Origin of the sequence: Pseudomonas quercus (assembly GCF_012033695.1) — a bacterium.
Lineage (GTDB): Bacteria > Pseudomonadota > Gammaproteobacteria > Pseudomonadales > Pseudomonadaceae > Aquipseudomonas > Aquipseudomonas quercus.
The window spans coordinates 227756-247510 of the sequence record NZ_JAAVJI010000005.1 but is presented as its reverse complement, the minus strand read 5'-3'; the positions used below and the strand labels follow the sequence as shown (position 1 = coordinate 247510).

The 19755-nt window shown below is 61.1% G+C and carries 18 protein-coding genes and 3 tRNA genes; 8 read left to right on the top strand and 13 right to left on the bottom strand.

Going from position 1 to position 19755, the window contains the following annotated elements:
- The first annotated feature begins 69 nt into the window (after window positions 1-69).
- The 4 genes from clpB (at window position 70) to HBH25_RS11575 (ending at window position 3174) form a co-directional block, all read left to right on the top strand.
- Complete coding sequence (gene clpB / locus HBH25_RS11590) at window positions 70-2634, top strand: ATP-dependent chaperone ClpB (protein WP_168084061.1); 2565 nt, start codon at window positions 70-72, stop codon at window positions 2632-2634.
- Window positions 2635-2936: 302 nt separating this feature from the next.
- Window positions 2937-3012, top strand: a tRNA-Asn gene (locus HBH25_RS11585).
- Between the two features lie 4 nt (window positions 3013-3016).
- A tRNA-Pro gene (locus tag HBH25_RS11580) sits at window positions 3017-3093 on the top strand.
- A gap of 5 nt (window positions 3094-3098) precedes the next feature.
- A tRNA-Lys gene (locus HBH25_RS11575) sits at window positions 3099-3174 on the top strand.
- Window positions 3175-3277: 103 nt separating this feature from the next.
- Here the strand turns inward: HBH25_RS11575 and HBH25_RS11570 are convergent.
- The 13 genes from HBH25_RS11570 to HBH25_RS11510 form a co-directional block, all read right to left on the bottom strand.
- Window positions 3278-4417, bottom strand: a complete 1140-nt coding sequence (locus HBH25_RS11570; RefSeq protein WP_168084060.1) for an alpha-hydroxy acid oxidase — start codon at window positions 4415-4417, stop codon at window positions 3278-3280.
- Window positions 4418-4515: 98 nt separating this feature from the next.
- A complete protein-coding gene (locus HBH25_RS11565; RefSeq protein ID WP_168084059.1) occupies window positions 4516-5766 on the bottom strand; it encodes a flavin-containing monooxygenase in 1251 nt (416 codons plus the stop codon).
- Window positions 5767-5997: 231 nt separating this feature from the next.
- The gene (gene argE, locus HBH25_RS11560) at window positions 5998-7152 is read right to left on the bottom strand and encodes an acetylornithine deacetylase (RefSeq protein ID WP_168084058.1); all 1155 of its coding nucleotides are present in this window, start codon (window positions 7150-7152) and stop codon (window positions 5998-6000) included.
- The gene (locus HBH25_RS11555; RefSeq protein WP_168084057.1) at window positions 7149-7823 is read right to left on the bottom strand and encodes a DUF1028 domain-containing protein; all 675 of its coding nucleotides are present in this window, start codon (window positions 7821-7823) and stop codon (window positions 7149-7151) included. The genes argE and HBH25_RS11555 overlap by 4 nt, the downstream gene beginning before the upstream one ends.
- Window positions 7824-7841: 18 nt before the next feature.
- Complete coding sequence (locus HBH25_RS11550) at window positions 7842-8660, bottom strand: ABC transporter permease (RefSeq protein WP_168084056.1); 819 nt, start codon at window positions 8658-8660, stop codon at window positions 7842-7844.
- 1 nt (window position 8661) lies between these two features.
- Window positions 8662-9516 carry an ABC transporter permease gene (locus HBH25_RS11545; RefSeq protein ID WP_168084055.1) on the bottom strand — a complete coding sequence of 285 codons (855 nt, stop codon included), beginning with the start codon at window positions 9514-9516 and terminating at the stop codon, window positions 8662-8664.
- A 92-nt stretch (window positions 9517-9608) separates the two neighbouring features.
- Window positions 9609-10634, bottom strand: a complete 1026-nt coding sequence (locus HBH25_RS11540; protein ID WP_168084054.1) for an ABC transporter substrate-binding protein — start codon at window positions 10632-10634, stop codon at window positions 9609-9611.
- Window positions 10635-10818: 184 nt separating this feature from the next.
- The gene (locus tag HBH25_RS11535) at window positions 10819-11751 is read right to left on the bottom strand and encodes a 2-hydroxyacid dehydrogenase (protein WP_168084053.1); all 933 of its coding nucleotides are present in this window, start codon (window positions 11749-11751) and stop codon (window positions 10819-10821) included.
- Window positions 11748-12194, bottom strand: coding sequence for a type II 3-dehydroquinate dehydratase (locus HBH25_RS11530; protein ID WP_168084052.1), 447 nt, complete (start codon window positions 12192-12194; stop codon window positions 11748-11750). Before HBH25_RS11530 ends, HBH25_RS11535 begins: the two co-directional genes overlap by 4 nt.
- Window positions 12195-12211: 17 nt before the next feature.
- On the bottom strand, window positions 12212-12826 hold the full coding sequence (locus HBH25_RS11525) for a glutathione S-transferase family protein (RefSeq protein ID WP_168084051.1): 615 nt from the start codon (window positions 12824-12826) through the stop codon (window positions 12212-12214).
- Between the two features lie 89 nt (window positions 12827-12915).
- Window positions 12916-13920 (bottom strand): NAD(P)H-quinone oxidoreductase, encoded by a 1005-nt coding sequence (locus tag HBH25_RS11520; RefSeq protein WP_168084050.1) that lies wholly within the window; start codon window positions 13918-13920, stop codon window positions 12916-12918.
- A 13-nt stretch (window positions 13921-13933) separates the two neighbouring features.
- On the bottom strand, window positions 13934-15088 hold the full coding sequence (locus HBH25_RS11515; protein WP_168084049.1) for an ABC transporter ATP-binding protein: 1155 nt from the start codon (window positions 15086-15088) through the stop codon (window positions 13934-13936).
- Between the two features lie 29 nt (window positions 15089-15117).
- A complete protein-coding gene (locus tag HBH25_RS11510; RefSeq protein ID WP_168084048.1) occupies window positions 15118-15543 on the bottom strand; it encodes a RidA family protein in 426 nt (141 codons plus the stop codon).
- Window positions 15544-15713: 170 nt separating this feature from the next.
- Here HBH25_RS11510 and HBH25_RS11505 point away from each other — a divergent pair, with 170 nt between their 5' ends.
- From HBH25_RS11505 to HBH25_RS11490, 4 genes are all read left to right on the top strand, one after another.
- Window positions 15714-16124 carry a VOC family protein gene (locus HBH25_RS11505; RefSeq protein WP_168084047.1) on the top strand — a complete coding sequence of 137 codons (411 nt, stop codon included), beginning with the start codon at window positions 15714-15716 and terminating at the stop codon, window positions 16122-16124.
- Window positions 16125-16320: 196 nt separating this feature from the next.
- Window positions 16321-17013 carry a bacteriorhodopsin gene (locus tag HBH25_RS11500; protein WP_168084046.1) on the top strand — a complete coding sequence of 231 codons (693 nt, stop codon included), beginning with the start codon at window positions 16321-16323 and terminating at the stop codon, window positions 17011-17013.
- Between the two features lie 2 nt (window positions 17014-17015).
- Window positions 17016-17864, top strand: a complete 849-nt coding sequence (locus HBH25_RS11495) for a Brp/Blh family beta-carotene 15,15'-dioxygenase (RefSeq protein ID WP_168084045.1) — start codon at window positions 17016-17018, stop codon at window positions 17862-17864.
- A gap of 161 nt (window positions 17865-18025) precedes the next feature.
- Window positions 18026-19729 (top strand): AMP-binding protein, encoded by a 1704-nt coding sequence (locus HBH25_RS11490; RefSeq protein ID WP_168084044.1) that lies wholly within the window; start codon window positions 18026-18028, stop codon window positions 19727-19729.
- Window positions 19730-19755: the final 26 nt, after the last annotated feature.

The following is a 19755-nucleotide window of genomic DNA, read 5'->3' as shown; positions in this document are numbered from 1 at the left end:
GTTGTCTCGCCATCGCTAGGGAGCGTTCATGCGTCCCGGCCTGCCTTGTCTTCAGGGGAAGGTGCATTCATGCGTATAGATCGCTTAACCAGCAAGCTGCAGTTGGCGCTGTCCGATTCTCAATCCCTGGCGGTGGGCCTGGACCACCCGGCCATTGAGCCTGCGCATTTGCTGCAGGCGCTTATCGACCAGCAAGGCGGCTCCATCAAGCCGTTGCTGATGCAGGTAGGCTTCGACGTGGGCGCGCTGCGCAAAGAGTTGGCCAAGGAATTGGACCGGCTGCCAAAAATACAGAACCCCACCGGTGACGTGAACATGTCGCCCGACCTGGCCCGTGTGCTGAACCAGGCTGACCGCCTGGCACAGCAGAAGGGGGACCAGTTCATTTCCAGTGAGCTGGTGCTGCTAGGCGCCATGGATGAAAACACCAAGATCGGCAAGCTGCTGCTGGCTCAGGGTGTCAGCAAAAAGGCGTTGGAAAACGCCATCAATAACCTGCGCGGCGGTGAGGCCGTCAACGATTCCAATGCCGAGGAGTCACGCAAGGCGCTGGAAAAGTACACCGTGGACCTCACCAAGCGTGCCGAAGAAGGCAAGCTGGACCCAGTGATCGGCCGTGACGACGAAATCCGCCGTACCATCCAGGTGCTCCAGCGCCGTACCAAAAACAACCCGGTGCTCATCGGCGAGCCAGGGGTGGGCAAAACGGCCATTGCCGAAGGCCTGGCGCAGCGCATCATTAATGGTGAAGTGCCGGATGGCCTCAAGGGCAAGCGGCTGCTGTCCCTGGACATGGGGTCGCTGATTGCCGGGGCCAAGTTCCGTGGCGAGTTCGAAGAGCGCTTGAAAGGTGTGCTCAACGACCTGGCCAAGCAGGAAGGGCAGGTCATCCTCTTTATTGACGAATTGCACACCATGGTCGGCGCCGGCAAAGGCGAAGGGTCCATGGACGCGGGTAACATGCTTAAGCCGGCACTGGCGCGTGGTGAGCTGCATTGCGTGGGCGCCACCACACTCAATGAGTACCGCCAGTACATCGAGAAAGACGCGGCCCTTGAGCGGCGCTTCCAGAAAGTATTGGTGGACGAGCCCAGCGAAGAAGACACCATCGCCATTTTGCGTGGCCTTAAAGAGCGCTATGAAGTTCACCATAAGGTAGCGATCACCGACGGTGCCATTATCGCGGCTGCCAAATTGAGCCACCGCTACATCACCGACCGCCAATTGCCCGACAAGGCCATTGACCTGATCGATGAAGCCGCCAGCCGCATTCGCATGGAGATCGACTCCAAGCCTGAACAGCTCGACCGCCTGGAGCGGCGCCTGATTCAGCTGAAGGTCGAATCCCAGGCCTTGAAGAAAGAAGAGGATGAGGCTGCACGCAAGCGCCTGGAGAAGCTCACCGAAGACATCACTCGGCTGGAGCGCGAGTACGCGGACTTGGAAGAGGTATGGCTGTCTGAAAAAGCTGAGGTACAGGGGTCGGCGCAGATCCAGCAGAAAATCGAGCAGTCCCGTCAGGAGCTGGAGGCGGCGCGCCGCCGGGGCGACCTGAGCCGCATGGCTGAACTTCAGTACGGCATTATTCCGGACCTGGAGCGCAGCTTGCAGATGGTCGACCAGCATGGGAAGACCGAAAACCAGTTGCTGCGCAGCAAAGTAACCGAGGAAGAGATCGCCGAAGTAGTGTCCAAGTGGACCGGTATTCCGGTTTCCAAGATGCTTGAAGGTGAGCGCGATAAACTGCTGAAGATGGAAAGCCTGCTGCACCAGCGCGTGATTGGCCAGCACGAAGCCGTGGTGGCCGTGGCCAACGCGGTGCGTCGTTCGCGCGCGGGCCTGTCCGATCCTAACCGCCCCAGCGGTTCGTTCATGTTCCTGGGCCCAACCGGGGTGGGCAAAACCGAACTGTGCAAGGCCCTGGCCGAATTCCTGTTCGACACGGAAGAGGCCATGGTGCGGATCGACATGTCCGAATTCATGGAAAAGCATTCGGTTGCCCGCTTGATTGGCGCACCGCCAGGCTATGTGGGCTACGAGGAGGGCGGTTACCTGACCGAAGCGGTACGGCGCAAGCCTTACTCGGTAGTACTGCTCGATGAGGTGGAGAAGGCCCACCCGGACGTTTTCAACATCCTGCTACAGGTGCTTGAAGACGGCCGCTTGACCGATAGCCACGGCCGTACGGTGGATTTCCGCAATACCGTGATCGTCATGACCTCCAACCTGGGGTCCGCGCGTATTCAGGAGTTGGTAGGGGATCGCGAGGCGCAGCGGGCAGCGGTCATGGATGCCATCAGCGCTCACTTCCGCCCCGAGTTCATCAACCGTGTGGACGAAGTCGTGATCTTCGAGCCCCTGGGCCGCGAGCAGATCGCAGGGATCACCCAGATTCAACTGGGCCGCCTGCGTAGCCGCCTGGCCGAGCGCGACCTGGCCCTGGACCTGACCGATGAAGCCTTGGACAAGCTGATCGCTGTGGGTTACGACCCGGTGTATGGGGCGCGGCCATTGAAGCGCGCGATCCAGCGCTGGATCGAAAACCCGTTGGCACAGTTGATCCTCAGCGGTACGTTTATGCCGGGTACGTCGATCCAGGCGCGGGTAGAGGGGGAAGAAATCACCTTCGCCTAAAAAAATCTTGCCAGTGTGTGCATGCAGGGTTGCATGCACTGGCGAGGTTATATATGATGCGCCCCGCTCCAGACGCACTTGTGACAGCCGGTTTTACCGGTGGCGAAAAAAAGATGCAAAATCAGCATCTTAACGCTAAAACAGGGGTTGACAGAGCAAAACGAAGGTGTAGAATGGCGCGCCTCAGACAAGCGAACGTAGCGATACGCGACGCAGGTTGAGACGAAGGCCGAACCCTTCGGAAGCAGCAAAGCAACAAGGTTGTACGTTTGACCGTTTTATGTTTGACCGTTGTATGTAGTTCCGTGATAGCTCAGTCGGTAGAGCAAATGACTGTTAATCATTGGGTCCCAGGTTCGAGTCCTGGTCACGGAGCCAACTTCGGGGTGTAGCGCAGTCCGGTAGCGCGCCTGCTTTGGGAGCAGGATGTCAGGAGTTCGAATCCCCTCACCCCGACCATTTTTGGGTCGTTAGCTCAGTTGGTAGAGCAGTTGGCTTTTAACCAATTGGTCGTAGGTTCGAATCCTACACGACCCACCAGCTTCACCCGAAACCCTCCTAATTGGAGGGTTTTGGCGTTTCTGGGTGTCTGAAAAAGCGGATGGATGGGTGTGTGGCCCAGGCGCCCGCCCCAGGCCCAGGTTTAATACCGCAAAATGCTTCTATCTACCTCGCCAATGGCCGCCCGCCCGCAGAACGCCATGGAAAGGTCCAGTTCCTTATGGATAATCTCCAGCGCCTTGGTCACACCTTCCTCGCCCAGCGCACCCAGGCCGTATAGCATCGCCCTGCCAATGTAAGTGCCCTTGGCGCCCAGTGCTACGGCTCTGAGCACATCCTGGCCAGAGCGTATGCCGCTGTCGAAATGCACTTCAGCCCGCGGGCCGAACGCGTCCACAATCGCTGATAAGTTGGAAATCGAGGACGAGGCCCCGTCCAGCTGTCGGCCGCCGTGGTTGGAGACCACTACCGCGTCAGCACCGCTTTCCACGGCCAGGCGGGCGTCTTCGGGATGCTGGATACCCTTCACGATCAGCGGGCCTCCCCACCGCTGCTTGATCCACTCCACATCGCGCCAGGAGAGCGAAGGGTCGAATTGATCCCGCGTCCATTCCACCAACGAATCAATGCTGTCCACACCCTCGGCGTGGCCAAGGATGTTGCCAAAGTTTCGATGGCGCGTACGGAGCATGTTCAGGCACCAGCGCGGTTTGCTGAGGAGGTTGGCGACTGTGCGCAGGGTCGGCCTGGGTGGGATGGAAAGCCCGTTTTTAATGTCCTTGTGACGCTGGCCGAACACCTGCAGGTCCATGGTCACCATCAGCGCAGCGCAGTGAGCTGCACGGGCACGCTCGATAAGGCCTTCAGTGAAGCGTCGGTCGCGGGTCACGTAGAGCTGAAACCAGAAGGGGTGCTGGGGCGTTGCCTGGGCTACGGCTTCGATAGAGCAGATGCTCATGGTAGACAGGGTAAAAGGGATACCGAAACGCATCGCGGCGCGTGCTGCCAGGATTTCACCCTCGGCGTGTTGCATGCCGGTCAAGCCGGTGGGTGCGATGGCCACGGGCATGGTGACCGGTTGGCCCACCATGCGGGTGGCAAGGCTGCGATGGGTAATGTCGCACGCCACTCGCTGGCGAAACTCCAGGCGCTGAAGGTCCTGCTCATTCGTGCGGTAGGTATATTCTGTCCACGAGCCTCCATCCACATAGTCGTAAAACATGCGTGGCACGCGCTTACGCGCCAAGCGGCGCAAGTCTTCGATACCCGTAAACTCAGCCATGGTTTGAGCGTTTCTGACGTGTTGCTGCCATAACAGGCCCGCCGCATCGCTATCGAACGCAGCACAGGCGGGCATGAGGTGTTCAGCCCAGGGCGATGTCAGGCCTTTTCGTAGGCCATGTAGTCGTTCTGGAGAACAATATGGTCCGCAAGGTATTTGGCGTCGTGCCACACACCGTAAATGAACGAGGACGCCCGGTTGACTAGGTTGGGAAGCCCTAGGAAATAAATACCGCTCTCAGCGGAAATGCCGCGCTTATGAAACGGCAGGCCCTTGTCGTCGAAAGCATTCACGTTTAGCCAGCTGAAGTCGAACTTGAACCCGGTTGCCCACAGGATAGTGCCAATACCGGCCTGATCCAGATCGAGCGTCGTGATCGGGTGGGTAATGCAATCCGGATCGGGCAGCAAGGACCAGGCTTCAGGCTCTGGAGGGAAAGGCAGGCCATTCTGTTCGATATAGGCATCAGCGTCGCGCAGCACATCGAAGTACGCCTGGTCGCCGTCGGCAATGTTCTTGGCCAAACCTTCCTGAAGCTCGATGACGCCGTGGTTATAGGCTTTGGTAATACCTAACAGGGTGATGCCGGCGTGGGCAAGCCGACGGAAGTCCACAGTACGGCCACCTTCATAGCCGCTGACCGCAAACGCAACGTGCTCCTTTTTTGGGCGAACCTTCACTTCGTCCCACAGGCCCAGTGCGCCAAGCCACCAGCAATAGTCACGCCCACGGTAGGTGCGGGGTGGGCGGTAATGCTCGCCTACCGACAGGTAGACGGTTCTGCCGGCCTTCTGCAGCTCCTCGGCGATCTGTGAGCCAGAGGCGCCCGCACCGACCACCAGCACGGCACCTTCTGGCAGTTGGCCGGGGTTCTTGTAGGCTGAGGAGTGCAACTGGTGCACCTTGGCGCTTGCAGGGACGATCTGCGGAAACGTGGGTTTCTGGAAGGGGCCTGTGGCGGCGACCACGTTGGCGGCCTCGATCACGCCCTCAGAGGTGATGACCCTGAAGCCACGGCGGCCGCTCAAGCGTTCCGCTTTCAATACTTCCACCCCTGTGCGCACGGGCGCGCTAAGCATGGACACGTAGTCTTCGAAGTACTTGGCCATGCGCTCCTTCGGCGGGAAAGTTTCCGGGGACACGTTGTCGAATTTCATGGTCGGAAAGCGGTCATGCCAGGCGGGGCCGTTGGCTACCAACGAGTCCCAGCGCTCCGAACGCCAGCGTTCAGCAATGCGGCTGCGCTCTAGCACAATGTGGGGTACGCCCATCAACGAAAGGTGCTCGCTCATTGCGATCCCAGCCTGTCCGGCACCGACCACTAAGGTGTTGATCGTTTCAACTGACATGTTCGTTTCCTAGAGAAAGGCGACGCGGTGTGTTAGGTAGAGGGCAGGTGCCAACTTCCGGCTGTAGGTAAGTCTGATCAGGTCACGTGCTTTTAGAAATCAGGCTTTTTGTATTCAGCGCTTAGGAAAAAACAAAGCGAAGTCATCGCCGGGCGAGTCGAAAGTTATCAGCCGCCTTATTAGCCAAACGCTGTTAGCTGCGGTGTTCGAAACGTGCAGTGTCCTGTCCGCCTAGGGCATCGCCACGTAGTCCGCTAACCGTTCCAGCAGTGCATCACACGCCTGGAGCTGAGCCAGGCTGACGAATTCGTCGGGCTTATGGCCCTGGTCCATGGAGCCAGGGCCGCACACCACGGTGGGTATGCCTATGGCGTCGAACAGGCCACCTTCGGTCCCGAAGGCCACGGTGCCGAAGTCATCGGAACCGCACAGTTGCGCAATCAACTTCGCCGCTTCGCTGCCAGCGTCGGTGGCCAGGCCTGGGTAGGCAGAAAGCGGTGAAAAACGAATGTCACTGCTGGCATTGACCGCCCGCATTCTGGGCAGTACCTGTTCCTGAGCGTAACGCTCCAGCTCAACGGCCACGTCGCCCGGTGCCATGGCGGGAAGCGCACGCACCTCAAAGTCGAAACGGCAATCGGCCGGCACAATGTTCAAGGCCTTGCCACCGGAGATCACACCGGTTTGCACGGTGCTGAAGGGCGGGTTGAAGCGCGGGTCGCACAGGGCTGGATCGCGCAGGCGGTGGCCGATGCGGCCCAACTCACCGATCAGCTCGGCAGCATATTCGATTGCATTGACGCCCTCGGGCGCGTAGGCCGAATGGCAGGCGGCCCCGTGCACGTCACAGCGCATGGCCAGTTTGCCCTTGTGGCCCAGCACGGGGCGCAGCTCGGTAGGCTCGCCGATGATACACAGCAACGGTTTTTGCGGCCGTTGGCCAAGATGAACGAGCAGGTCTCGCACGCCCAGGCAGCCCACTTCTTCGTCGTAGGACAGGGCAATCTGCACAGGCATCCGCAGCGGCTGGGCAAGAAACCTTGGGGCTGCAGCCAGCACGCAGGCGATGTAGCCCTTCATGTCGGCGGTGCCGCGGCCATATAACCTGCCGTCCTTTTCGGTGAGCTGGAAAGGGGGCGTGGTCCAGGGTTGGCCATCCACCGGCACCACGTCGGTGTGCCCAGACAGCACGATGCCCGGCCTATCGTCCGGGCCAAGGGTCGCGAACAGGTTCGCCTTGGTTCGCGCCTCATTGAAGATGAGTTCGCAGGGGACCTTCAGTTCGGCAAGGTAATCGCGCACGAACTCAATCAGCGCCAGGTTGGACTCCCGGCTGGTCGTGTCGAAGGCCACCAGTTTGCCGAGAAGCGCTTGGCTGTTCATCATTCGTCTCCGGGCACGCCGTAGCTCGGTGCCTTGGTAGGGTCCAGGGCGCGGGTAATGTAATCCTGCATCTGGGGCTGATAAGCGACCCACAGCTGGGCCAACTGGGCGATGGGGTCTTCGTCGGCCCAATCCACGCGAAGGTTGACGATAGGCCAGCGCTGCTCACCCACTACGACCAGCGCTGCCGAATGCACCGGCCCGGCTTCGCCCCCGGCGGCCATGGCCGCTTGCATCGCAGCCAGCAGACGATCCGCCAGGGCGCCCTCGCTGCGCTCGAAAGCCCGAACCAAGGCCTCGATCACTGAAGCACTGGCTAGCATGTTGCCGGCGCCTACACATTGCTCGCCAGCCAATGCCATGTGGCAGCCAAGGGTTTCGCTGCCGCTGAAATGCGACGTGCGGCCCTGGGCGTCGATCATGGTCAGTTGCCGGTACTGGCTAAAAGGGTCCGTGGCAAGGGCAGCGTCTCTGGCTGCGTCTGGCGCCAGCCCAGCGGCCAGTTGATCCAGCGCGCGTTCGCCCAGGGCGGGAAGGGTAACGTTTTGTGTCGAGACCGCGCCCACACCTGGCCGTACCCAGGGGCAGCGGGCGCCTACCGCGATACTTGAAGAGCTGATGGCAATGCCCAGTTGGCCGGTTTTGGCGCAACGGCCCGTGATTGAAAAGGTCATGCTCGGTTCCTCTGTGGCCTAGCGCGGCGCATCAACGTTGAGTATCCGGCCCAGCCCGAAAAAGCGGTTGGCCAAGGTCAGCAGGGTGGCCGTAACGGCGATATACATCACCGATAAGGCTGCTAGCGTGGGGTCGGCGAATTCCCGCACATAGTTGTACATGGCCACCGGCAGTGTCTGGGTCGCCTGGGTGGTCACGAACAGCGATGCGGTGAACTCATTGAAGGAAAGGATTGCCGCGAACAGCCAGCCGCCGAACAGGCCGGGCACGATCAGCGGTACCGTAATGGTCCACACCACCCGTAAAGGCGAGGCACCAAGGCTGGCGGCAGCGAGCTCGATACGTTGCTCCACGTTGTGCAGCGACACATAGAGGCTGCGTAGCACGAAGGGCAGCACCAGCAGCACGTGGCAGAAAATCACCAAGGCATAGCCGCGTCCCAGGTTGAACTGCGCCACCAGCATCAGCAGGCCCAGGCCAATGGTGAAGTGGGGAATGAACAGGGGTGACAGCAGTACCGCCTCCACCACTGCTTTGAACCGGAACGTGTAGCGGTTGATGGCGATGGCCAGAGCAGTACCGATCAGCACGGCCAGGGTCGAAGCCCACGCCGTGACCACCAGGCCGGCAGAGAGGCCATGGCGGAAATCAGCGTAGCTCAGGGCGCGCTCGAACCACCGCAGCGACCAGCCCTTGGGCGGGAAGAACAGTACCGAGGTGCTGCTGAACGAAGAGATGATCACCACCACGGTGGGCAGCAGTACGAAACACAGGATCAGCCCTACCAGCACCCGCCCGGCGTAGCCTAGCCACCTGTCTTGATTGGAACGGGTCATCTCAGTGGGCTCCCACGTTCTGCAGCGAGCGGCTCATGCGCTTGAGGGCGGCCAGCACCAGTACCGTCAGCACCAGGCCGGCAATGCTGAGGGCGGCAGCGAAAGGGAAATTGAGTGAGGAGAAGCCCAGCTGATACACCAATGTGGCGAGCGTGCTCACTCGCCCTCCACCGATCAACTGCGGCGTCGCAAAGGCACTGAACGTCCAGGCGAACGCCGTAGTGACGCTGGCCACAATACCGGGCAGCGACAGCGGTAGGGTAACGGTCAAAAAGGCGCGAACGGGCCCAGCGCCAAGGCTGGTGGCGGCTTTTTCGTAGCCAGGGTCAATGTGCGATAGGCCGGTGGCCAGCATCAGCACCATAATGGGCAGGGTGACATGGACCAAAGCCAGCACCACACCGGTGTTGGTGAACATCAACTGCAGCGGCTTGTCGATCAGCCCAATGCCCAGCAACAGGCTGTTAAGGAAGCCACTGCTGCCCAGCACGATAATCCATGAGTAGGTCCGCACCACCTCCCCAAGAAACAGAGGCGTGATCGCAATGATCAGGATGCACGACTTCAGCCAAGCGGTCTGTGTACGCACCAGCGCATAGGCCAGGGGGTAACTCAGCAGCAGCCCGAACACTGCCGTCTTGAAACTGAGTGAAAGGGTATTGAGGAAGGCCTCTGCATACAGCGGCTTGAGCATGCCCTGGAAGTTGGCCAAGGTGAAGCCTCCCACCTCCAGCGAGCCTGGAACATAAGCTCGTACGCTGTATTGCAACACCGTGAGCATGGCCAGGGTCAGGCCCAGTGCCGTGAGTACCGAGGGCAGCAGGAACCAGCGAACAAACGCAGGGTTACGAGTCATAGGGTTTTCCATCCAGCGCGGCCACCACAGGCACCGCTATCGATAAACGCGCTTTGCCTCAGGCGCAGCGCTGCCTGCGCTTGCGGGGCACCTCAATGCGCCATGATGTTTTCCGAGAACCACTTACGCCATTCGGCGGTTGCCTCGGCACGCAGCTTGGGATCAACGTCGATAGTGGCGTCCCACTGGGCCGGTGTGGTGAGCATGCCCGGCAGCTTGGCAATCTCCGGGTCAACCGTAGCGTTGGTCACCACTGGGCTGCCACGGTTGATCTGGGCAATCTTGGCCTGTACCTCAGGGGACAGCGCAATGTTCATGAACTGGTACGCCAGGTCAGCGTGGTGGCTGCCCTTGTTGATGCCCATGGCATCGATGCCGAGCACGGCGCCTTCCTTGGGGATGGCCAGCTTGATGTCCACGCCTTCTTCCATCATGTGATAGGCGTTCATGGAGAGCATCACTTGTACGGGTGTTTCGCCGGTGGCGATCAACTGCTGGCTGTTGGCATCGTTGGTATAGAAGGACTTGATAGTGGGGATCAGGGCCTTGAGTTTGTCCTGTCCCTTTTCCCAGTGCTGGGCGTCGGCGCCGGCCAGCTTGGCGGATACGGCAATGATGTGGCTGGGGTCCCAGTCTGGCAGGGCGAGTGTGCCTTTGAGTTCGGGTTTCCAGAGGTCATTCCAGCTCTCGAAGGTCTCGCCTTTGGGCACCAGGTCTGGGCGGTAGCCGATGGTATAAACGTAACCCCACACGCCAATATGGTTCGGGCTGAGCTTGGCTTGGTGAACAAGGTTTTTCGCGTTGGGCACCTTGCTCAGGTCCAGTTCCTGGAACAGGCCGTCGTTGACGTACAGCCAGCCCACATGGGCCGTGGTGAACGTGAGGTCGGTTTCGGCGGTACCGGCCAGCTTGGCCTTGTTCAAGCGGTCAATGGTGCCCCCGGTTACGTACTCCACTTCAACCCCGGTCTGCCGGGTAAAGGCCTGGCCAATGGCTTGGTCGATCAGGTCGCGAAAGCTGCCGCCCCAAGTGCTGATAACCAGTTTATCGGCGGCACTGGCAGTTGCGCTGGCCAGCAAGCTGGCACTGAGTACAGTCAAGGCGAGGGCTTTACGCATTGTGTTCTGCTCCGGGTAGAGGGGGCCAGCGTGTGGCCTGGTGGCCAAGCAAAGCCAGCCTGTGAAGGCGCCGGCAGGTCGGGTAACAGCTGTGGCCATACTAGGGGTGAGCGCTCAAGGCGGTAAAAGAGCCTTTGCCGTGCCTTTGCATAGAAAATTCCGATCCAGGCAATGGCGCGCCGGGTCAGTAACCTCGCACAGGGTCCACCTGATGCAAAACAGCCTCGCCGCGGTCCACCCGGCCGATGTTGTCGGCGATCTGCCGAGCCGCGGATTCTGCAATGGCCACGGAAGCCAGGTGCGGGGTGATCAGCACGTTGTCCAAGCGCCATAACGGGTCTTGCGGGGGCAGGGGTTCATAGTCGAAAACGTCCAGCGTTGCCTCGGCAATGCGCCGCGTGCTCAATGCTTCGGTGAGGGCCTGCTGGTCTACCACAGCGCCTCGGGACACGTTGATGAAACACGCACCTTCAGGCAGCAAGGCCAGGCGCCGGGCGTCCAGCAAGTGCCGCGTCTGTGGGGTCAATGGCAGCATCGTGACCAGGATGTCACTCTCGGCAATGAACGCATCCAGGTGCGCCAGGCCGCTGACACAGCACACGCCCTGCAAGTGCTTGGGCGAGCGCGACCAGCCCCGGACATCGAACCCCTGGCGGGCCAGTTCCTGAGCGGCATAGGCGCCCAGTTCGCCCAGGCCAAGTACGCCCACCCGAATGCTGCCCGGCAGGCGCGGGTGCAGGTAGTGCCAGCGGCACTCGCGCTGCGCGCGCTCCAAGGCAGGGATGTCACGGGCATAGCGCAGCACGGCGAACAGCACGTAGCTGGCCATCATCCGGCCCATGTCGGGGTCTGACACCCGGGTAATAGGAATGGCAGGAAGGTCATCCCGGCCGACCAACTGGTCCACGCCGGCACCGAGGTTCACCAGCAGCTTGAGGTTGCGGTAGCGGGCAAAGAACCCTTGCGGGGGCTTCCAGGCCAGGGCGTAGTGCACGCTGTCCGGGTCTTTTACGTCTTGCTCCTGGCAGATGCGCACGTGGGGCAGCAGGGGTGCGAGCAGGGCCTGCCATTGCTCGAAGCTGTCGAACTCACTATGAAACACCAGTGTCGGGGTCATGGGCGGTTCTCCAGCAGTTCGGCCACGGCAGAAAGGGCCAGGCGATAGCCCAGTGCACCGAACCCGGCAATCACCCCAGTGGCGGCCTTGGACACATAGGAGTGGTGGCGAAAGCTCTCGCGCTTCCACAGGTTGCTCATATGGACCTCGACGATCGGGCCGTCGAACGCCAACAAGGCATCCAAGATGGGCACTGAACTGTAGGTCAGGCCCGCCGCGTTTATAACCAGGGCGCTGGCCTGCTGGCGGGCTTCCTGAATCCAGTCAACCAGCACCCCTTCGTGGTTGCTCTGACGGAAGTCCAGGGCAAGCCCCAGGCCATGGGCGTGGCACTGGCACCCCTGTTCGATGCTGGCGAAACTTTCGCTGCCGTAGGTCCCACTCTTGTCCAAACCGTAGAGGTTGGCATTGGGGCCGTTGAGGAAAAACACGGTGTGAGGCATCAAGACGCTCCAGGAGGTCAGGCCACCGGCACGGTGGCGCGCATGGCAGGGTGCTGGCTGAAGGTGGCGAACCAGGCAGCGGCTGCCGGATGGCCGACACGCCAGTTGAGGTCGGCAAATCGGAAGTCCAGGTAGCCCAGTGCACAGCCGATGGCGATCAGGCCGATGTCATCGGGCGCTGGGCTGAACAGCGGGGCTTGTTTATCGATCTCGGCCAATGCGGCGCGCACCTTGGTCAGTTGCGCCGCTATCCAGCCATCCCACTGCTTTTCCGCAGGCCGGGCCGTGGATTCGTAGCGCGCCAGCAGGGCCGCATCGATCAGGCCATCACCCAGCGCCTGGCGGGAGAGGCTTACCCAGCGAGCATTGCCCTGTGCAGGGAACAGCGGGCCGCCAGCAAATGCGTTGAGGTATTCACAGATCACTCGGCTGTCGTAGAGCGAGAGGCCGTCGGCCGTTTTCAAGGCCGGCACCTTGGCTAATGGGTTGAAGGCGGCGATGCGCTCATCACGCACCACAGGGTGGGCAGCAGACGCCAGTTTTTCGATCTGGTTCTCTAGCCCTAGCACCTGCGCGCACACCATCACCTTGCGTACGTAGGCCGACGTCGCGGCGAAATAAAGCTTGAACATGGTGGCTCCTGACGCAGTGAAAGGCTGCGCTGCTGCTTGGCTGGCAGGCCCGGTGGGCATCGCCCTAAACGACACAACCTGTGTGGTGCCTAAGCTGTGCCGACGGCCAGCAGCACCTTGCCGATGTTCAGGTTGGCCTCTAGCAGCCGGTGAGCGTCGGCGGCCTGCTGTAGCGGCAGCACGGCATGAATCAAAGGGCGCACCTGGCCTGACGCCAGCCAGGGCAGCAGGCGCTGTCGTATGGCGGCTGCCAGCCGTGCTTTTTCTTCGCGGCTTTTGGGCCGCAGGGTGGAGGAGGTCATGCTCAGGCCCTTGCGCATTAACACCAGCAGGTCTACTTCCACCGTTTGCCCCTGCATGAACGACAGGCTCACGTGACGACCGCCTGGGGCCAGGGCCGCCAGATTGCGGGGCACGTAGGCACCGCCAACCGTGTCCAGCACCACATCCACACCACGCCCACCGGTGCATTCGGCCACCACCTCGACAAAGTCTTGGGTGTATCGGTCCACTGCACGCCATACACCGAGTGCCTCCAAGGCAGCGATCTTGCTGGCGCCACCGGCCGTAGCAATCACACGGGCACCAGCAGCCTGGGCACACTGGAGGGCAAAAGTCCCTACGCCACTGGCCGCACTGTGGATCAGAACCGTGTCGCCGCGTTGCAAACGGCCCAGTTCAAACAGGTTATGCCACACGGTAAAGGCTGCCTCAGGAACGCCTGCGGCGGCTTCAAGGCCTAGGCCTTCAGGCACGGGCAGGCAATGGGTGGCCACGGCCGTGCAATACTCGGCATAGCCGCCACCGTTGAGCAGCGCCATCACGGAGTCGCCCAAGGCAATACCGCTCACCCCGTCGCCAAGAGCAACCACGGTGCCAGCGGCCTCCAAACCCAGTACATCGATAGTGCCCGGCGGCACAGGCGCACCGGTGCGTTGCATCACATCAGGCCGGTTCACACCCGCCGCTGCAACCCGAATCAGCACTTCGCCTTCGCGTGGGTGTGGCAGTGCCCGGTGTACGCATTCAAGTACGTCAGGGCCACCAGGTTCACGTGCGATCACAGCAGTCATGGTGTCAGGGCAGGCAGTCATGCAGGGCTCCGTTTCAGGCAGGGGTTGGGGCGCTGGCGAAGGCGCATGTGCCTTCTTCGTCGAAGGCCAGCCCGGCCACTGCGCCGACCGGCCAGCGGGTCAAGGCTTCCAAGCCCGACTGGCGTACGAACAGCCGTGCCTGGCCCAGGGCAGCAACATCCAGGTGGATATCCACGTGGTCGCCCTGGAACACATGATTGATGACCGTGCCGGTGAGCAAGGCCGTGTTGCCCAGGGGCACCAGGCGAACGTTTTCTGGGCGCACGTACACCTCCAGTCGGTCGCCTACCAAGGCATGAACACGCCCGGCGGGCAGGTGCAGCGTAGCGCCCCCCAGTTCGATGCAAGCCAGTTCATCACGGCTCAGGTAGCGGCCGGGCAGGATATTGGCATCCCCCACGAAACCTGCGACGAAAGGGTCTTCCGGGGCGCGGTAGATCATGTCCGGCGTGCCGATCTGGCGAATGTGCCCGGCGGACATGACCACTACGCGGTCGCTCATGCTCAAGGCCTCGCCTTGGTCATGGGTCACGAACACCGTGGTCACGCCAAGCTTGCGCTGAATGTCTTTGAGTTCGATCTGCATGGACAGGCGAAGGTTTTTGTCCAGGGCCGAGAAGGGTTCGTCCAGCAGCAGCACTTTGGGGCGAATCACCAGTGCTCGGGCCAGGGCAACGCGTTGCTGTTGGCCACCCGACAGCTCGCGGGGCTTGCGTTCGCCATAGCCGCTCAGTTTTACCAGCGCGAGGGCCTGGGCCACGCGCTCATCGATTTCCGCCTTTGGAACGCCACGCATCCGCAAGCCATAACCGACGTTCTTGGCCACATTCATGTGGGGGAACAGCGCGTAGTTCTGGAACACGATACCGATCTCGCGTTGATAGGGCGGCGTTTCAGTGACCAGTTGCCCATCGATGAAAATCTCGCCGCTGTCCGCCTCGGCGAAGCCGGCCATCAGGTTCAACAAGGTGGTTTTGCCGCACCCTGATGGGCCAAGCAGCGTGACGAATTCGCCTTCCTGAATCTTGAGGGAGACTTTGTGTAGCGCGATGGACTGCCCGAAGCGTTTAAGTACGCCATCCAGTTGCACAGCGGTACGGATACCGGCAGCAAAAGGCGCTTGGGCCTTGGCCACTGGAGCAGAGGGCTTGGTCTGGGCGATCGCCATGGGCGGCTCCAAAAGGCGAGGGGAGAAGGCTATTGCGCGCTCGCGTCATCGGGGATGACGGCAATCACGTCTATTTCCATCAGCCATTGCGGCTGCCCCAACGCCGAGACCACCAAGCCAGTGGAGATCGGGAACACCCCTTTGAGCCATTTCCCCACTTCCTGGTACACCGGCTCGCGGTAGCGCGGATCAATAAGGTAGGTAGTGGTTTTCACAATGTGGGAAAGGTCCGAGCCGGCCTCTTCCAGCAGCTGCTTCACATTCTTCATCGCCTGTTCAGCCTGCGCCCGTGCATCGCCCAGGCCTACGAGGTTGCCCTCGAAGTCGGTGCCCACCTGGCCCCGCACATACACCGTATTCCCCGCCCGCACGGCCTGGCACAGGTCGTTATCCAAGGACTGGTTAGGGTAGGTCTGCTTGGTGTTGAACATGCGGATGCGAGTGTGCGTGACCATGGCGAGGGACTCTTGGAGAGGAATGCACCAAGCTTCACATCGCCCTGGCCTGGGCGAAACCAGCATTTGCGCGGGGTACTGCTTCGGAAAAACTGAGGCCGGGTGGTGATCCTCAACGCCCCGTGTATTACTGTTCTGCCTTCCACACCCTGGCAATGGGAATGTAGCGAATGACTAGCTTCTCAGGTATGCATCACGTTGGCATCGTGGTTCAGGACATTAAGGCCAGCATGGCGTGGTATAGGGAGCACCTTGGCTTCGAGCCCCTTTATGAGTACGGATGGCCAGGTGTCAAGGCGGCGTTCATTGGCCGTGGCGCCTTGAGAATAGAGCTGTTTCAAAACGAGCAGGCTGCCCCCATGGCCGTGGAGCGTCGCCGGCCTGAGACCAACCTGCAGGTCGGCGGTATCAATCACTTCGCTATCGAAGTCGTAGGCCTGGACGCAACGGTGAAGGCCTTGGAGGCAAAAGGGGTGAGCATCGTGTCGCCGCCACGGGATGTGCCTAACAGCGGTGGCTGTCGCTTTGCCTTTATCCATGACAACGAACAGATGCTCGTGGAGCTGTTTGAGCAGCCATGAGTAACGCTTGAAACCTGCCTGTTGAAGGGCTTTCGGGAAACACCCTTGAAGCCTCTTATTCGCTCATTATCTGCTTGAAATGTTTTGGAACAAATTATCACTTGGAAATCTCTACGTTAAGCGAAGCGCACGCTGAGCTGCGGGCGTGAAGTGGCCTGATGCCAGCGATGCGCGCTTAATGTTCCTGGAGATCCCTATGATCCAAACGCCCCTGCTTATCGGTTTCATCATCATGTCGCTGGCCTCCTTGGCCATCTACGCGAAAGGCGCACACCGGGGGCCGCTGACCAGCCATACCTTGATACATGCCGCCGTTCCTTTCATTGCTGCCACCGCCTACCTGGCCATGTACCTGGGCGTAGGCAACCTGATCAAACCAGACGGTACCGTAACCTATATCGCCCGCTACCTGGACTGGGCATTCACCACGCCATTGCTGCTGGCAGGTGTAGTGAGCTCGGCGTACCTGGCCGCACGGGAAAGGGAAGGGCAGGCCGGTTTCGTAGCCTCCATTGTGACCCTGGATGTGGTGATGATCGTGACAGGCCTGGTCGCCTCGCTGGCACCCTATGGCACCCTCAAGTGGGTGTTTTTTGCCTGGTCCTGCGCGGCCTTTGCGGGCGTGCTGTACCTGCTGTGGAAACCCCTGGCAGCCGTTGCCGGGCAGCAGCCGGCACTGGGGGCTGCGTACCGTCGCAACACAGGCTTCTTGAGTGTGCTCTGGCTTATCTACCCCGTAGTGTTCGCGGTAGGCCCGGAAGGGATATGGATGGTCAGCGATGCGGCCACCGTCTGGGCATTCCTGGTGCTGGATGTACTCGCCAAAGTGGTTTACGCCTTTACCTCTGAGCGCAACCTCAAGGCGGCACTGGCACAGCCTGGCCGCTAAGCATGACGGTCACCGGCTGGAACTGGCTGGCGCTTGCATTGCTGGCGTTGTTCGCCAGCCTGGCGGGCGGTGGAGGGCAGCTGGCCTTTGTAGTGGCCCTAGGCCTAGGGCTTGGGTTGCTGCATGGGGCCAGCGACCTGAAGCTGGTTTTGCCTGCCAGGCGCTTCAGGTTTGTAGGCTGCTACCTGGCAGTCGCCCTGATATCCCTGGCCTGCTGGCAAGTAGCGAGTACGCTGGCGCTAGCGCTATTCCTGCTGATGTCGATCTGGCATTTTGCTCATGAAGACGACCTGTTTCCCCACCGCGTAACGTCCCTGGCCGTGGCGATGTTTATCGTAGGCGGGCCGGCGCTGCTCCATGGCGAGGCTGTTGCCCAGCTGTTGGCGGCGGCCATGGGGCCACAGGTGCCTGCTGAGACAGGGGTTGTGGTGAGCACACTCCTGGCAGCAGGCGGTGCAGTGGCGTTGCCCATACTGTTATGGGCCGCCTGGCAACGACGCTGCCTCTGGATGATGGCAACGCTGGCAGGGATCACGGTAGCGCCGCCCCTGATAGGGTTCGCATTGGGGTTCTACTGCTTGCACGCTGCACCCCAGACCCACGCGCGCCAGCGCCTGCTAGGGGTACCAAGTTTAACCGCTTACATGTGGCTGACCTGGCCGGTGCTGCTGGCCTCCGCACTGTTCATCCTGGCAGGTGGCATAGTGTTCCTGCCGCAAGAGCACACAGGCATGCGTGCCTTGTTTGCCCTGCTGGCCGCCTTTGCGGTTCCCCATATGCTGGTGCTGCCACGTTTTCTACACCCAGGCTCCGGTTATTCAGCTTCTACTTCGCAAGCCATCGAGCCCTAACCGCGATGCCTGAAGGCCCCTTCAAAGTGGCCCCGTCAATGGCCGGGCCGTGTGAGAACCTGCTGGTTTTTTACAGGTGGGTCAGGCCTTTTTGCCCTGCCCGAGCAGCGTTTGCGTACCTATACTCTGGCCCATCACAACAACAATAAGCAGGCCTTTCTATGTACGCTTCTGCACCGCTTGCGCCTTCGGTGGCGCCGGCCGCTGCCTTTATCGAGGCCCGGGACCTTTTGCTGCGCCATCGCACGGACTATGACGCCGCGGTACGCGAGTTCCAGTGGCCGGTACTAGGGCAATTCAACTGGGCGCTGGATTACTTCGATCACATGGCAGCGGATAACCCCGCCCCGGCACTGCGCATCGTGGACGAGCATGGGCAGGAGGCGTGTTACACCTTTGCCCAATTGCGCATTCGCTCTAATCAGGTCGCCAATTACCTACGTACGGTGGGGGTGAAGCGTGGGGACCGGCTGTTACTGATGCTGGGCAACGAAGTGGCGCTATGGGACCTGATGCTGGCGGCGGCGAAGCTGGGTGCGGTGGTGGTGCCGGCAACCACGCTACTGGCCCGGGAAGACCTGGAGGACCGCCTGCAGCGGGGGCGCATCCAGCACATTGTGGCCGCGCACGCCCATGTGCCTCGGTTCGAAGGGTTAGGCGGCGGGCGCACCTGTATCACCACAGGCTCGGCCGCGCCAGGCTGGCATCCGTTACAGCCCGCCTATGCGTTAAGTGAAGGCTTTACCGCAGAGGGCCCGACACAGGCGAGCGATCCGTTGCTGCTGTACTTCACCTCCGGCACCACCTCCAAGCCCAAGATGGTGGTGCACAGCCACCAGAGCTACCCGGTTGGGCATCTGTCGACGATGTATTGGATCGGCTTGCAACCCGGTGACCTGCACCTGAACATTTCATCGCCCGGCTGGGCCAAGCATGCCTGGAGTTGTTTCTTCGCACCTTGGAATGCTGGCGCCTGCGTGTTTATCCACAATGTGGAGCGGTTCAGTGCCAAGGGCTTGCTTGCCGTGCTGCAAGCCTACCCTGTCACCAGCCTGTGTGCGCCGCCTACGGTGTGGCGTCTGCTGATCCAGGAGGACCTCGCCGCTGCCAGGTCGGGCCTGGCCCTGCGCGAACTGGTAGGTGCGGGCGAACCCTTGAACCCTGAAATTCTGGAGCAGGTACACAATGCATGGGGGTTATGGCTGCGTGATGGTTTTGGGCAATCGGAAACCACTGCGATCATTGGCAACACCCCCGGCCAACGCTTGAAACCAGGCTCCATGGGGCGGCCACTGCCTGGCTACCAGGTGAACCTGCTGGATACACACGGCCAGCCAGCGCATGAAGGGGAGGTGGCGCTGCCATTGCAGCCGGCACCCCTTGGCCTGATGTTGGGGTACGCCGATGCACCGGAGAAAACCGCCGAGGCGATGCGCGACGGTTTCTATCGCACAGGCGATACCGCTCAGCGTGATGAAGAGGGGTATGTGACCTTCGTAGGCCGGGCAGACGATGTGTTCAAGTGTTCGGACTACCGCATCAGCCCGTTCGAGCTGGAAAGTGCCTTGATCGAGCACCCTGCAGTGGTGGAGGTGGCAGTAGTGCCCAGCCCGGACCCTATCCGGCTCAACGTACCCAAGGCTTACTTGATGCTTGCGCCGGGTTATGAGCCGGACAGGCAACTGGCTGAGGCTATCTTTGCGTTTGCCCGCGCACAGCTGGCGCCCTACAAGCGGGTGCGGCGCATCGAGTTCGTGAAGGAGTTGCCCAAGACGATCTCAGGGAAGATCCGCCGGGTGGAATTGAGGCAGCGGGAAATAGGCGCAGCGCGGAGCGCGCTGGCGTTTTGGGAAGAAGAGTGTTGAAACGTGTGGGGCGTTTGCAGGCGTGG

Coding starts and splice junctions, on each gene's coding strand:
- HBH25_RS11530 (WP_168084052.1), bottom strand. CDS start 12,194: ATGCCTCACACCGTGTTTTTCCTCAACGGCCCCAATGCCAACCTCTAC.
- HBH25_RS11510 (WP_168084048.1), bottom strand. CDS start 15,543: ATGGTCACGCACACTCGCATCCGCATGTTCAACACCAAGCAGACCTAC.
- HBH25_RS11525 (WP_168084051.1), bottom strand. CDS start 12,826: ATGTTCAAGCTTTATTTCGCCGCGACGTCGGCCTACGTACGCAAGGTG.
- HBH25_RS11545 (WP_168084055.1), bottom strand. CDS start 9,516: ATGACTCGTAACCCTGCGTTTGTTCGCTGGTTCCTGCTGCCCTCGGTA.
- HBH25_RS11500 (WP_168084046.1), top strand. CDS start 16,321: ATGATCCAAACGCCCCTGCTTATCGGTTTCATCATCATGTCGCTGGCC.
- HBH25_RS11550 (WP_168084056.1), bottom strand. CDS start 8,660: ATGACCCGTTCCAATCAAGACAGGTGGCTAGGCTACGCCGGGCGGGTG.
- HBH25_RS11565 (WP_168084059.1), bottom strand. CDS start 5,766: ATGTCAGTTGAAACGATCAACACCTTAGTGGTCGGTGCCGGACAGGCT.
- clpB (WP_168084061.1), top strand. CDS start 70: ATGCGTATAGATCGCTTAACCAGCAAGCTGCAGTTGGCGCTGTCCGAT.
- HBH25_RS11515 (WP_168084049.1), bottom strand. CDS start 15,088: ATGGCGATCGCCCAGACCAAGCCCTCTGCTCCAGTGGCCAAGGCCCAA.
- HBH25_RS11570 (WP_168084060.1), bottom strand. CDS start 4,417: ATGGCTGAGTTTACGGGTATCGAAGACTTGCGCCGCTTGGCGCGTAAG.
- HBH25_RS11555 (WP_168084057.1), bottom strand. CDS start 7,823: ATGACCTTTTCAATCACGGGCCGTTGCGCCAAAACCGGCCAACTGGGC.
- HBH25_RS11505 (WP_168084047.1), top strand. CDS start 15,714: ATGACTAGCTTCTCAGGTATGCATCACGTTGGCATCGTGGTTCAGGAC.
- HBH25_RS11495 (WP_168084045.1), top strand. CDS start 17,016: ATGACGGTCACCGGCTGGAACTGGCTGGCGCTTGCATTGCTGGCGTTG.
- argE (WP_168084058.1), bottom strand. CDS start 7,152: ATGATGAACAGCCAAGCGCTTCTCGGCAAACTGGTGGCCTTCGACACG.
- HBH25_RS11535 (WP_168084053.1), bottom strand. CDS start 11,751: ATGACCCCGACACTGGTGTTTCATAGTGAGTTCGACAGCTTCGAGCAA.
- HBH25_RS11540 (WP_168084054.1), bottom strand. CDS start 10,634: ATGCGTAAAGCCCTCGCCTTGACTGTACTCAGTGCCAGCTTGCTGGCC.
- HBH25_RS11520 (WP_168084050.1), bottom strand. CDS start 13,920: ATGACTGCCTGCCCTGACACCATGACTGCTGTGATCGCACGTGAACCT.
- HBH25_RS11490 (WP_168084044.1), top strand. CDS start 18,026: ATGTACGCTTCTGCACCGCTTGCGCCTTCGGTGGCGCCGGCCGCTGCC.